We start from the raw sequence: 12,600 nt of genomic DNA, 5'->3' as shown, positions 1-12,600 counted from the left end.
TTGGGGCTGTCGATCAGCTCGCCAAATCCATGAGCGTCTGTTGTGATGCCTCGGCACCGTCGATTAAATTGACGAGCTGCCCCTGCTTGAAGATCGCGATCCTGTCGCTGAGCTGCATGATCTCCGGTGCCTCCGACGAAACCACCAAGACGCCGTTACCCTTTGCCGCGAAGTCCCGCAGGAACGCGTAGATCTCCTGCTTGGAACCTTCGTCGATGCCGCGCGTCGGTTCGTCGCAGATGAGCAGCTTCGGATTCGTCAGAAGGCATCGTGCCAGCACGACTTTTTGCTGGTTGCCGCCTGACAGAGTTTCGACGGCAACATCCGGCGACGCCGACTTGATCCTCTGTGAGACGATCATGTCTTGGACTGCGCTGCGCTCTTTGTCTCCGCGGATGAAACCGCTGATGGCCATCAAGGCGAGCGAAGAAAGCGTGATGTTGTGGGCAATCGATGCCGACAGCACGAGACCACTGTCCTTGCGATCCTCGGTCACCATCGCCATGCCACGCTGGATTGCGTCCTTCGGACTGCCTGGCTTGACCTTGCCGCCATCGAAGACAATCTCGCCTCCCGTCGGCGAATGAAGCCCGAATATTGTTTCCAAAAATTCGGTTCGCCCGGATCCAAGCAATCCATAGATGCCGACCACTTCGCCCGACGCCACGTCCAACGAAATGTCCCGGAAATGAGAGCCACGCGCCAAGTTCGAGACAGAAAGCAGGATCGGGGCATCTTCGAGAGGTTTTCCCTTCTCGACCAGCTTGACTTCACGGCCCACGATCTGCGTCACAAGATGACGGCGGTCGATATCCTTGATGCTTCCGGTCTCGATGAAGCGGCCGTCGCGGAACACGGTATATTCATCCGCGATCTCAAAGATCTCAGTGAGTTTGTGAGAGACATAGACGATTGCGGAACCGCGGGCAGTGATCTTGCGGAGCGCGTTGAACAAGACATGGACTTCGTGTTCGCCGATAGCCGATGTCGGCTCGTCCATGATGACGATATGCGCCCGATAGCTCAGAGCCTTCGCAATTTCGACGAGCTGAATCTGGGCGAGGCTTAGTTCGCCCATCTTTCTGGTCGCATCGACTTCGAAACCGAGCTCATCGAGGAACGCCTGGGCGTCCCTGCGCATCTGGCTGAAATCGACGAGCACACCAAACCGCTTCGGCTCGCGGCCAAGGTAAAGGTTCTCGGCGACGGTCATCTCGGGAACCGGGGAAAGCTCTTGAGTGATGATCGCGATGCCGTGACGCAAAGCGTCAGCGGCGCTTTTAAAGTCGACCTGCTCGCCATCGATCTCAACAGTCCCGCCATCGCGGCGGAGCAGTCCCATCGTGATGTTGAGGAAAGTCGACTTGCCGGCGCCATTACCGCCGCACAAAGCGTGGACGGTCCCGGCCTTTAGAGTCAATCGGCCATCAACGAGCGCTGGGACGCCGTTGAACGACTTTTCCACGCCCTCGGCCCGGAGAAGCAGGCGTGCTGACGACGACTGCGCGGTTGTCTGAACTTTTGTCTTCTCAGTTGCGTTGACCATGATATGACGTCATACCTTGTAAAATTCAAAACTATGCCGCGCCTGTGCGGGTCGCATGCCGTATGGTTCTACGCGTCGGCCAATCCGAGGATGGCACGTGTCTCTTGGGGTGTCGCGGGCTCACGCCCGGCTTTTTGGGCGATCTCAACAGCGCGCGATATGACTTCCGCGTTCGTGGGGGTGCCGAACTCACGATAGGGGTAGTCGCCGATTCCAATAGCCATGTGGCCGCCCAGACGGCAGATCGCAGGAGCAATGTTCAACAGATTGCCCCCAAGGCAATTGACCGTCCATTCGATCGGCCTGTCATCAGGCAGAAATGCAAGATGCGCCATGAGACCGGCCTCGGTCGGCGGATGCCCGGTGATGTATCGCCCTCCCGTCAGGTGGAGGAGAAAGTAGGCAGGACCCTTCACGAGGCCCGCGTCCATCAGAGCAATCGCGCGGCGCGTAAACCCAACAGACCAGGAAACCAGCTTCGGCTTTACGCCCCTTTCGGCCAAGGTTCGCGCGTAGTGCGCGAGACTTTCGGTCGTGTTGAGATACAACCGCTCGGGATTTTCGAACCTGCGCTGCTCGGCATCCCAAAGCTCGAGATTGGCCGAACCGGTATCGATCGGAGCAATGTCTGGCTTCGTCGCCGGGTCCAATGCCAGGGTTGCGACCGTGTCGATGCGCTTCTTGGCGTCGGCATCATTCGAGATAAAGCCGAGAGTGGGTAGGATCAGCAAATCGGTCGCCCGCTTGACTTCGCGGATGATTTCGGCGTTTGCCTCAACGGTGTTTGTCGCACCGCCGTCCGGTGTCCTGGCATGATAGTGCAGGATCGCCGCTCCCGCCTTGCGGGCTGCAACGGCGGCCTCAACGATCTCGTCGGCGGTGTATGGGATATTAGGGTTGGATGTGCGCGGCGCGTACTCGTTGACCCTGGCTTCGAGGATGATTTTCTTTTGCATCTTCCGCTCCTTACGCCGCCAGATAACCCGACGTGCCCACCTTGGCCCGGAGGAAGAAGTCATCGGCACCAATCTGCCCGCCCTTCAGCATGACTTCGAGGTCATCGACGTCGGCGTCGCCTGGTGCGTCCAGACGGCAGACGTGGCAATTTTGAACCGCGTCAAAAACGACGATCTCCAGCGCTTCGGCGCCAATTGTCCGCACCGCATAGCTCGAACTGTCACCGCCGGAAAACACGATGCGCGGCAAGGAAACCGCGCTGCGCACGGCACGCGCAACGTCGCAGTAGATGGCTCCCAAACGTTCCGCGGGAACATCGCCGCCGGCCACACGGCCGGTCTCCCCGCGAGCCGTGTAGATGATTGTAGGGCGGCCACGATCAAGGCCCTCGATCGCCTTGAGAGCAGCATCCCGCGCAACAGCCTTGGCATCCTCATCGGACTGGATTCTGGAGACATCCAAGTGGACAAGGTTCCACCCGGAAGCTTCGGCCACAGCGATTTGGCGCCCGGTTTGCAGGGCGCAGCTGCCTGACAATACGAGTAGATTTTCGACTCCGGCAATCTCCGTCTTGACAGGCTCCACCGACGATAGCAGGCCCAAGCGGGCCCAAAGAGCGCCGAGTTGTTGCGCTAGACCTTGAGCTGCAAGCGCGAACATCGGACGTGCGGGATATCGTGCCCAGAGCAGATCGGCGATAGCCGCAAGGTCCGCGTTTTCGAGCCCATCGAAAATGACCCCTCGCCCCCTCTTGGAAGGCCTTGAACACGCGCTCGTCCATTGCCGAGCGGTTCCGGATTGCGGGAAGCGTGACGTTGACGAATTCCTTATCTGTCTGCCCAGCCAGGTGCATGCGCAGATCTGCCTCGAGCATCGGCGTTCTAGGGTGGCGCGACATGCTTGGATGACGGTCCAGCCGCTCTATCCCATCGGCGAAGCGCGCGAAATGGTTTCCGAAACAGGTATAGCGCCCGAAGTCCGGGGTCGCGGCGAGGACTGGAACGTCCCTCTTGCCGAAGTGAGCAGCGGCGCGCGCCAAGACAGCGCCATAGCTTCCAACCGTCGGGGAAGAGTCGAATGTCGAGCAGATTTTGTATTGGATAAGCGGACTGTCGAGGGTGCGCATGATCGAAAACGCGCTGTCAAGCTCCTCGTCGAGTTCGACGCCGGACAACGCCCGTGCGGTGCCGGCGAAGCCGAGCACGTCATAAGACCGAGAGTCTGTCGCCGCCGTCTGTGCTGAAGGGCGTGAGAGATAGAGTTTTCCCTTTACTCCACTCCGATGGAACTGCGCCAGGTTTTCGGAAGAACCCGTGAAGTCGTCGCCGTAAAACACGGCCTTGAGCTTGCCAGCTGATGTCATTGGATCCTCCCAATATCCCGGCGGATGATATCTTCCTCCATCATCAGCCGGGCCTCACTCTTGACAATACTCATAGAAGCAGCTCATAACTCTGTCAAGATCATACCTTATACCTTATACCTCATATCGAGAAAATTGGAGGACGACGAGATGAGACTTTCTGGGCGCACTGCCGTAGTGACGGGCGCTGGCCGGGGCATCGGACTGGCCATCGCTGAAGCCTATGTTCGCGAAGGCGCGAATGTCGTTATCGTCGACCGCGATCTGGAAGTGGCGAACGAAGCCGCCGAGCGGCTTGGGGAGCGGGCTTTGGCCGTCCGCGCCGATATCTCCGTCAACGAAGACGTTGAGACGATCGTTAAGGAAACGATTGGCCGGTTCGGGACGGTCGACATACTCGTTAACAATGCGGGCGTGGGCGCGACCACTCTGTTTCTCGAAAGTTCAAGGGAGGAATTCGAACGCGTCGTCCGGATCAATCTGACCGGAACATTCCTCGTGGCGCAAGCCTTTGCTCGGATTATGGCCGCCAAGGGTTATGGGAGAATCATCAATATCGCTTCGCTGTCCGGTCAGAAGGGCGGTGTCGGGCGTTCGGCCTATGGTGCCTCGAAGGCCGGCGTTGAACTTCTCACGAAGGTGATGGCCGTGGAACTCGCCGAAGCGGGAATCAACGTGAATAACATCGCACCGGGTCCGATATTGACCGAGGTCTCGAAAGTAATGCACACGGTCGAAACGCGTGACGCCTATCATCGGCTCGTTCCGCAACGCCGTTATGGCGAACCATCGGAAATCGCTGACGCCGCGGTGTTCCTGGCGAGCGACGATGCTGCCTATATTACAGGGCACACCCTGAACGTCGACGGCGGCTTCCTAGCCGCTGGCCTTATGTTCCCATTCGATCCGAAAGCCTCCAAGCGGCTGGGACAAATCAGCGAATAACCTGGAGAAGTGGACAGCTCGACGTTCGGCATTTGTCGCAAGCGGCAAAACGCGGTATGACCTCGTACCTTCTCGATTTCTGATTGGAGCGTGACCAGGAATGCTGTCTGTTGACCCAAAGAAAATCCCAAGCCGGCTGGACATAGCGCTCGACTACATTACGGGCGAAATTGCCAAAGGCAACTTCGGGCCTGGTGACAAGCTTCCCAATGAAAAGGAGCTGGCCCAGCTTCTCGGCATCAGTCGCACTCCAATCAGAGAGGCGATCAAAACGCTCGCGGTGTCGGGTCTTGTCGAGACGCGCCATGGCTTTGGAAACTACATCCGTAAGGACGAAGGCCTTCCGGCGATGCCACTCGCGATGTTTCAGCTCTATCTTCAGAGCTCGACGCCTGAGATGCTGATGGAGCTGCGATACGTTTTCGACCGCAACTGTTCAGAACTCGCGTCCCTGCGGCGCACGGACGAAGACCTCGCCGCTATGAGAGAGTGCATCGACCGACTAAAAAGGCTGTCGGAGGATTCGAACTCCGCGATCGAAGATCTTCTCAAGGCCGACCTCGATTTCCACCGAGCAATATACAAAGCTGCCGGAAACCCGTTGATCGTCGTGATCGCCGACTTCGTGCTGACGATGGTTGCGCCTTGGGTGCAAAAATCGCTGGAGGTCAGTGGCAAATGGCGCGCAGTCGATCTGCACGAACACATGTTTGAAATGATCCGAGACAGAAAGACCGGTGACCTCAGCCGCGAGAGCGTCGAGGAAAACATGGAACACTTTCGCACATCGCTGTTGAAATGACAGCCAGGACATCACCTCAAGACATAGCGCATCTCGAATTTCGCGCAGGTCGCACTGAGAACGATCCGGCGGTGATCGAACGCCGCAAAGCCGAGCTGGCAAAGCTTGACGCTGCCGAGTGAGGCGTCGATCGCATCGTCTCAAACCTAAAGCCGAAGGCTGCCCCTCACCCGCCCCGATCTGATCTTGCAACCCGGACCAGCCGCTCAGATCGGGGCTGGTCGGCCTGCCGGATGCGGATCAAAGTGACATATTAACATTGCGCAACGACGGACATTTCAACTTCTCCGCCACAGCCAAAGCGAATTTCTCGAGAAGCAATGCACTCAGTTGCACCGGCGACTGCGCCCCTACCGCCGCCTGCAGTTGCGCGTGCGCAACCGCCTCTCGACCTCCTTCTCTGAACATTGCGCCATCGTCGATGCGATCTTTGCCGGAGACGGAGAGGAAGCCCGCCGCCTGTTGCGGGGGCATGTCGGCATTCAGGGCGAAAGGTTCAGCGATCTGGTCGCGAGCATGGCGGCCAGATAGTCCAGACGACGCCGAACGAAAGGGTATTGTCGCTTAGCAACGCTGGCTGGTCAGCCAGTCGGCAAAAATGCGGGCCAGTCGCCTCTGGCTGCCGGATTTCGAATAGGCGACGTAGTGCCCGATATATCGATTGTCCCGGAATTTCCCGGCAAACGGATTGACCAGCCGAAGTTTGCCGCACGCCGGAATGGCGGCGCGGCTTTCGGGAGCTTGACCAACGGGGGCTCAGTTTCAACCTGTAGCTCTATTACTGGCAGAGTGGAGGAATTCCCCGAGCTTGCACGCGAGTTCCCGGAGGTGCAGATCATTCTCAATCATACGGGGATGCAGGTCGACGGACCGGACTTTTTCGAAGGGTGGCGATCCGGCATGAACGTCTTGGCGCAAGCGCCAAACGTCGCCTGCAAGATTTCGGGACTGGGCATGGGCGACTGGACCTGGACGACGGAGAGCATCCGTCCCTATGTTGAGGAGGCCATCAATGCGTTCGGCACGGACCGTTGCATGTTCGCGTCCAACTTCCCAGTCGACAAGCTCTTCTCCAGCTACGACGCGATCTGGAACGCCTTCAAGGCAATCACCGGCTCGTTCACTCTCGACGAGCGGCACATCCTCTTTTATCGAAATGCGGAAAGGTTCTACCAGCTCTGATCCTGGACGCTGGTGTTTAAATCTCAGCCTCGTTGCACACAGATAAGCAACGATCGCGAGGAATGCCGCCTAGGCCTCTGTTAAACCTCACTAATTTGTCTTGGCACAAGGCTTGCGTTCATTTCTTGTATGCAAGACAGCCCTATCGCCACAGACAAGAAAACGGAAATTGAAGAAGCCATCGTTTCGGGCATTCTCTCCGGGAGAATCAAGCCTGGGACCCGGCTCGGCGAAAGCCAGCTCGCGACTGTCTTCTCTGTGTCCCGCACCCGAGTGCGCGAAGCGCTGATGCGGCTGGAAGCACGCTGCATTGTTCAGGTCAGCCCGCGGCGCGGCTGGTACGTCATCGAGCCATCAGCCGAGGAGGCCATGATGGTCTATGGCGCGCGCAGGGCGCTGGAGTCCGGCATGATGCGTTCCTTGTCCGCCTTGCCGCCCGACGGCCCGGCCATTCTAGAAGCCCATCTCGATCAGGAACGGGCCGCCATCGCCTCGGGTGATCGCCAGCGCCTGACCTATCTCATGGGCGATTTTCACATCCGCATCGCCGAACTTTCGGGCAATACTGTTTTGGTCGATATCCTGCGCGACCTGACGGCGCGCACCATGCTGATCTCGCTGCAATATCAGTCGGACTTTCACGCCCGCCAGTCGCATGAGGGCCATTGCGCCATTGCCGCTGCACTGATCGCTGGCGACGTCGCCAAGGCGGCCGCGCTCTCGATCGAACATCTCGACGAGGTGGAAGCCGGGCTCGACCTGACCGTGCGCCCGGATCCCCTGGCCGATCTTCGCCACTCCCTCTCACTGCCGACATCCCGGAGTTGTTCACTGCAGAGTGCCGGGACACCCTTTCCCACCAACCAAGGAGACTGATTGAATGTTCAACCGCCGACATCTGATCCTCGCCGCCTCGGCGATCCTCGCCACGCTGACACTGGCAACGGCGCCGCAAACCGCCCATGCAGACGCCCTGGCCGACATCACCGCCCGCGGCACGCTGCGCGTTGCCGTGCCGCAGGACTTCCCGCCATTCGGCAGCGTAGGCACGGACATGGCGCCCCAGGGCTACGACGTCGACATGGCCAACCTGATTGCCGAAAAGCTCGGCGTGAAGACGGAACTGGTACCGGTCACCAGCGCCAACCGCATCCCCTATCTGCAGACCAACAAGGTCGATCTGGTCATCTCAAGCCTCGGCAAGAATGCCGAACGAGAAGCCGTCATCGACTTCACGTCGGCCTATGCCCCGTTCTTCAACGGCGTCTTCGCACCGTCTGACGTCGCGGTCGCAAAGGCGGAAGACCTTTCCGGCAAGACCATCGGCGTCACACGTGGCGCGGTCGAGGATCTGGAACTGACCAAGATCGCTCCGGCCGACGCGACCATCAAGCGTTACGAGGATAACAACGGAACGATCTCCGCCTTCCTGTCCGGCCAGGTCGAAATGGTTGCCACCGGCAACGTGGTCGCGGCTGCCATTCTCGCCCGCAATCCGCCGAAGCGGCCTGAAATGAAGTTCCTGATCAAGAACTCGCCCTGCTACATCGGCCTCAACAAAAACGAGGCTGCCTTGCTGGAAAAGGTCAACGCGATTGTGGCGGCCGCCAAGACGGACGGCTCGCTTCAGGCGATTTCACAGAAATGGCTCGGCGCCGGCCTGCCCGCAGACCTTTGATGTCCTGACCCGGGTCGGCCCGCGCGCCGGCCCGGCACCCTCTCCCGATATCCTCCAGCGAGGTGCCGCATCCATGACCTATGTTTTCGATTTTTCCTGGCTTGCCGAATATTATCAGGTTTTTTTGAAAGGCATCTTCATTACGCTGGAACTGATTGCGGTCGGCGGCATCTGCGGTACCGCGTTGGGCGTCGCCTGCGCCTGGGCACGCGCGCTCGGTCCTCCCTGGATAAAGCCGTTGGTCGGCGTTTATGTCGAGATGATCCGCAACACCCCCTTCCTGATCCAGCTGTTCTTCATCTTCTTCGGCCTGCCGTCACTCGGCGTGCAGATGGGCGAATTGTCGGCGGCCAATCTCGCCATGATCATCAATCTCGGCGCCTATAGCTGCGAGATCATCCGCGCCGGCATCCAGGCGACCCCAAAGGGTCAGTTCGAGGCCGGCGCCAGCCTCGCAATGTCCCCATTCGAAACCTTTCGCCATGTGGTCCTGGTTCCCTCGCTGCAGCGGATATGGCCGGCGCTGTCGTCCCAGGTGATCATCGTCATGCTCGGCTCGGCCGTGGTGTCGCAGATCGCCGCCGAGGACCTGACCTTTGCGGCGAACTTCATCCAGTCGCGCACCTTCCGCGCCTTCGAAGCATATTTCCTCTCCACCCTCATCTATCTGCTGCTGGCCGTCCTGCTGCGGCAACTGCTGCTACTGGCCGGGACGATGATCTTTCCCAGGAGGGCGCAACGATGACCGAATTCAGCACTTGGGATATTCTCCGCGCTCTTTTGCTGGCCACCCGCTGGACCATCCTTCTGTCGATCGTCTCCTTCGTCGGCGGCGGCGTTGTCGGCGTGTTGCTGCTGTTCATGCGGATCGGCAAGAGCAAAGCGCTCCGGATCTTGTCCAAGTATTACGTCGAGCTGTTTCAGGGCACGCCGTTGCTGATGCAGCTGTTTCTTGCCTTCTTCGGGCTTGGCCTTCTGGGCATCGACGTGCCGGCCTGGCTCGCCGCCGGGGCCGCCCTGATCCTGTGGACTGCGGCCTTCCTCGCCGAAATCTGGCGCGGCTGCGTGGAGGCCATCGCCAAGGGGCAATGGGAGGCCTCATCCAGTCTCGGCATGGGGTACCTGCAGCAGATGCGTTACGTGATCCTGCCGCAGGCGCTCAAGATCGCCGTTCCGCCGACGGTCGGTTTCTCCGTCCAGGTGGTAAAGGGCACGTCCCTGACCTCGATCATCGGCTTTGTCGAGTTGTCCAAGGCAGGCACCATGGTGACCAATGCCACCTTCCTGCCCTTTACCGTCTACGGCCTCGTCGCTCTCATTTATTTCGCGCTGTGTTGGCCCCTGTCGAAAAGCAGCCAGATCCTCGAAAGGAAGCTCAATGTCGCTCATCGAAATCACTGAAGTCCGCAAGAGCTTCGGCACCAATGAAGTGCTGAAGGGCATCAATATCGACGTGCAGCCCGGCGAGGTCATCGCCATTATCGGCAAGAGTGGATCGGGAAAATCGACGCTGCTGCGCTGCATCAACGGGCTGGAGACGATCAACAGCGGATCGATCGCGGTAGCGGGAGCCCAGCTGCTGCCCGACGAACTGCATCTGAAAGCCTTGCGGCTAAAGGTCGGCATGATCTTCCAGCAGTTCAACCTGTTTCCGCATCTGACGGCAGGCGGGAATGTGATGCTCTCGCAAATGGTGGTCAAGAAGACCTCGAAGGCGAACGCCGAGGTGATGGCGCGCAGGATGCTGGAGCGTGTGGGTCTTGGCCACAAGTTCGACGCTTATCCGGACGAGCTTTCCGGGGGACAGCAACAGCGCGTCGCCATCGCCAGGGCGCTGGCCATGCAGCCGATCGCGCTGCTCTGCGACGAAATCACCTCGGCGCTCGACCCGGAACTGGTCGCCGAAGTGCTGGCCGTGGTGCGCGAGCTTGCTGCCGAAGGCATGACGCTGATGATGGTGACTCATGAGATGAAGTTCGCGCGCGACGTTTGCTCGCGCGTGGTTTTCATGCACCAGGGCCGGGTTCACGAGATCGGACCACCTGAGGAGGTTTTCACGGCACCGAAGACTCCTGAGCTAAAACAGTTCATCGGCTTTCATTGAACGATCGGCTGCCGTTGAACCGCTGCGACAGAACCGTCGCCCGGTTGAACTCGGTTAAACGCAGCTGGTGCGAAGGCGGCCGAGCTTTGCCGCAAGCACGAAATTTGGGAAGCCACGTTTTACAATTGGAAAGCCAAATACGGCGGCATGGAGATCTCTGAGGCCAAGCGGCTGAAGGCGCTTGAAGATGAGAATGCCAAGCTGAAGAAGCTGCTCGCCGAGCAGATGTTGGACGCAGCAGCACTCCGCGAGCTTCTTTCAAAAAAATGGTAGGGCCTGTCGCCAAGCGTGACGCCGTCACGCATCTGAAGACCGTCATGGGTCTTTCGGAACGGCGGGCCTGCCAGATCATATCCGCCGACCGCAAGACGATCCGTTATCGGTCAAGTCGACCGCCGGAGGTAGAACTGCGAGCGAAGCTGCGCGACCTCGCCAATGAGCGTGGGCGTTTCGGCTATCGGCGGCTTGCGGTGATCTGACGGCCGGACGATATGCCCTTTGCAAGTTCCTGATAAAAGCCAGACCGTCGGCGCATTGCTCGATTATTTCAAACACGAAGTGCCTCGATGACGGCGCGCAAGCCGGCCGACAGGTATTTTCGCGTCGGGTAGTAGAGATAAAGCCAGTCCTCGGGCGCACTCCAGGATGCCAGGCATTCGACCAGACTGCCATTCTGGAGACAGGTACGCGCCCTTTCCTCCCAGACATAAGCCAACCCCACGTCTGAAAGCGCTGCCTCCACCATCAGTTCGTGGTCATCGAGCGACAGAGCCCCGGTCGGCTCGAATTCGATGATCTTGCCGGCGCGGCTGAACTCCCAGGCATAGGGTTTGCCGCTTGGATAGATATTGCGGATGCAGACATGCTGACGCAGATCGTCCGGGGTTTTGGGGAGCGGATGACGCTCGAAATAGCTAGAGGAACCCACGACGGCAAACCGCAGCCGCGGCTTGATCTTCACAGCCGTCATGCCATCGCGCAGACTTTCGCCGAGACGAATGCCGGCGTCGAACCCCTCCTCCACAATGTCGACGAGGCGATCGGTGGCGACGATTTCCAGCTTGAGACCAGGATTTTTCGCGATCAGCGGGCCAATGACCGACCGGAAAACGAACGGCGCGACCGAATTGGGTGCGTTGATGCGCACCTTGCCAAACGGCGTATCACGAAATTGGTTGAGCGCGTCGAGCGCCGAGCTGATATCCCCGAAGGCCGGCGACAGTTGCGCAAGCAACATCGCGCCGGCATCGGTCAGGGCCACGCTGCGGGTCGTCCGGTTGAGCAGACGAATGCCAACGCGTGCCTCGAGATTGCCCACCGCATGGCTGATCGCTGAAGCGGTCACCCCGCGCTCTTCGCCTGCGCGGCGAAAGTTGCGGTGACGGGCAACCGCATCGAAAGCCGCCAGTTCCGAGAGATCCGTGCTGCGCATTATCAAATTTCACTCATTATTGAGAGGAATATTATCTCTCTAATCCTAAATCTCGAAAAGGTCCAGATTTCTCCTCGCAAACCGGCGCTGGTGCCGGACCAGACAGGAGACAAGACAATGGCCGACTTCATTCCTCCCGCCCACAACACGGCATCGCCCTTCGCTGACATGCGCGGCCATCACGTTGCCGTTCGCACACCTGACCTCGAAACCGCCAAGCGCTGGTATGTCGAGAAGCTCGATTTCCGCGTCGTCGCCGAATGGGACTATGCCGACGAGCAACTCGCCTACCTCGCACCCGCAACGGACGACCATTTCTACGTAGAAATCCTCGGTGGCGGCGATCCGGCGCCGAAAGACGTCCGCCCGTATACCGATCTCGGCGACAGCCTCAAATATGCTGGCTACCACCATTTCTGCCTGAGTGTCGCAAGCGTCGACGCCACCGTCGAGGAACTGCGGGCACGCGGTGTCACCATCGTCACCGAGCCGTTCGAGCTTCTGGCAATCAGCCGCCGCCTCGCCTTCTTTTGCGATCCCTTCGGCAATCTGATCGAACTGGCAGAAGTCCTGCCGTGAGCTTTTCCCATC

Annotated in this window: 12 protein-coding genes and 5 pseudogenes; 11 read left to right on the top strand and 6 right to left on the bottom strand. The window is 59.3% G+C overall.

Annotation, left to right across the window (positions count from 1 at the left end):
* Nucleotides 1-13: 13 nt before the first annotated feature.
* The 4 genes and pseudogenes from RCCGE510_RS29735 to RCCGE510_RS35770 form a co-directional block, all read right to left on the bottom strand.
* Complete coding sequence (locus RCCGE510_RS29735) at nt 14-1,546, bottom strand: sugar ABC transporter ATP-binding protein (protein ID WP_007636545.1); 1,533 nt, start codon at nt 1,544-1,546, stop codon at nt 14-16.
* Nucleotides 1,547-1,614: 68 nt separating this feature from the next.
* On the bottom strand, nt 1,615-2,502 hold the full coding sequence (locus RCCGE510_RS29730; protein WP_007636544.1) for a 3-keto-5-aminohexanoate cleavage protein: 888 nt from the start codon (nt 2,500-2,502) through the stop codon (nt 1,615-1,617).
* Between the two features lie 10 nt (nt 2,503-2,512).
* The gene (locus RCCGE510_RS35775) at nt 2,513-3,163 is read right to left on the bottom strand and encodes a nucleotide-binding domain containing protein (RefSeq protein ID WP_240539711.1); all 651 of its coding nucleotides are present in this window, start codon (nt 3,161-3,163) and stop codon (nt 2,513-2,515) included.
* Between the two features lie 145 nt (nt 3,164-3,308).
* Nucleotides 3,309-3,866, bottom strand: a pseudogene (locus tag RCCGE510_RS35770) (four-carbon acid sugar kinase family protein); the annotation flags it as partial.
* A 150-nt stretch (nt 3,867-4,016) separates the two neighbouring features.
* Between RCCGE510_RS35770 and RCCGE510_RS29720 the strand changes: the two are divergent.
* The 3 genes and pseudogenes from RCCGE510_RS29720 to RCCGE510_RS29710 all read left to right on the top strand — a co-directional run.
* Nucleotides 4,017-4,811 (top strand): 3-oxoacyl-ACP reductase family protein, encoded by a 795-nt coding sequence (locus RCCGE510_RS29720; protein WP_007636542.1) that lies wholly within the window; start codon nt 4,017-4,019, stop codon nt 4,809-4,811.
* 100 nt (nt 4,812-4,911) lie between these two features.
* Nucleotides 4,912-5,613: a GntR family transcriptional regulator gene (locus RCCGE510_RS29715; protein ID WP_007636540.1), complete on the top strand. Its 702-nt coding sequence runs from the start codon at nt 4,912-4,914 to the stop codon at nt 5,611-5,613.
* A 294-nt stretch (nt 5,614-5,907) separates the two neighbouring features.
* Nucleotides 5,908-6,144 (top strand): annotated as a pseudogene (locus RCCGE510_RS29710) (FCD domain-containing protein); the annotation flags it as partial.
* Between the two features lie 33 nt (nt 6,145-6,177).
* Here RCCGE510_RS29710 and RCCGE510_RS35765 read toward each other — a convergent pair.
* A pseudogene (locus tag RCCGE510_RS35765) lies at nt 6,178-6,312 on the bottom strand (LysR family transcriptional regulator); the annotation flags it as partial.
* On the opposite strand from RCCGE510_RS35765, the pseudogene RCCGE510_RS29705 reads away from it, so the two are divergent.
* From RCCGE510_RS29705 to RCCGE510_RS34005, 7 genes and pseudogenes are all read left to right on the top strand, one after another.
* A pseudogene (locus RCCGE510_RS29705) lies at nt 6,312-6,795 on the top strand (amidohydrolase family protein); the annotation flags it as partial. The pseudogenes RCCGE510_RS35765 and RCCGE510_RS29705 overlap by 1 nt on opposite strands.
* Nucleotides 6,796-6,924: 129 nt before the next feature.
* Nucleotides 6,925-7,671: a GntR family transcriptional regulator gene (locus tag RCCGE510_RS29700; RefSeq protein ID WP_007636533.1), complete on the top strand. Its 747-nt coding sequence runs from the start codon at nt 6,925-6,927 to the stop codon at nt 7,669-7,671.
* A gap of 4 nt (nt 7,672-7,675) precedes the next feature.
* Nucleotides 7,676-8,473: a transporter substrate-binding domain-containing protein gene (locus RCCGE510_RS29695; protein WP_007636532.1), complete on the top strand. Its 798-nt coding sequence runs from the start codon at nt 7,676-7,678 to the stop codon at nt 8,471-8,473.
* Nucleotides 8,474-8,546: 73 nt separating this feature from the next.
* The gene (locus RCCGE510_RS29690) at nt 8,547-9,218 is read left to right on the top strand and encodes an amino acid ABC transporter permease (protein WP_007636530.1); all 672 of its coding nucleotides are present in this window, start codon (nt 8,547-8,549) and stop codon (nt 9,216-9,218) included.
* Nucleotides 9,215-9,874: an amino acid ABC transporter permease gene (locus RCCGE510_RS29685; protein WP_007636528.1), complete on the top strand. Its 660-nt coding sequence runs from the start codon at nt 9,215-9,217 to the stop codon at nt 9,872-9,874. The genes RCCGE510_RS29690 and RCCGE510_RS29685 overlap by 4 nt, the downstream gene beginning before the upstream one ends.
* Nucleotides 9,852-10,577, top strand: coding sequence for an amino acid ABC transporter ATP-binding protein (locus RCCGE510_RS29680; protein WP_007636526.1), 726 nt, complete (start codon nt 9,852-9,854; stop codon nt 10,575-10,577). Before RCCGE510_RS29685 ends, RCCGE510_RS29680 begins: the two co-directional genes overlap by 23 nt.
* Nucleotides 10,578-10,640: 63 nt before the next feature.
* A pseudogene (locus RCCGE510_RS34005) lies at nt 10,641-11,053 on the top strand (transposase); the annotation flags it as partial.
* Between the two features lie 71 nt (nt 11,054-11,124).
* Here RCCGE510_RS34005 and RCCGE510_RS29665 read toward each other — a convergent pair.
* Nucleotides 11,125-12,009: a LysR family transcriptional regulator gene (locus RCCGE510_RS29665; protein ID WP_007636519.1), complete on the bottom strand. Its 885-nt coding sequence runs from the start codon at nt 12,007-12,009 to the stop codon at nt 11,125-11,127.
* A gap of 117 nt (nt 12,010-12,126) precedes the next feature.
* Between RCCGE510_RS29665 and RCCGE510_RS29660 the strand changes: the two genes are divergently transcribed.
* On the top strand, nt 12,127-12,588 hold the full coding sequence (locus tag RCCGE510_RS29660) for a VOC family protein (RefSeq protein WP_007636518.1): 462 nt from the start codon (nt 12,127-12,129) through the stop codon (nt 12,586-12,588).
* The last annotated feature ends 12 nt before the right edge of the window (nt 12,589-12,600 follow it).

Origin of the sequence: Rhizobium sp. CCGE 510 (assembly GCF_000292525.1) — a bacterium.
Lineage (GTDB): Bacteria > Pseudomonadota > Alphaproteobacteria > Rhizobiales > Rhizobiaceae > Rhizobium.
This window is presented reverse-complemented; position numbering and strand designations above follow the sequence as displayed.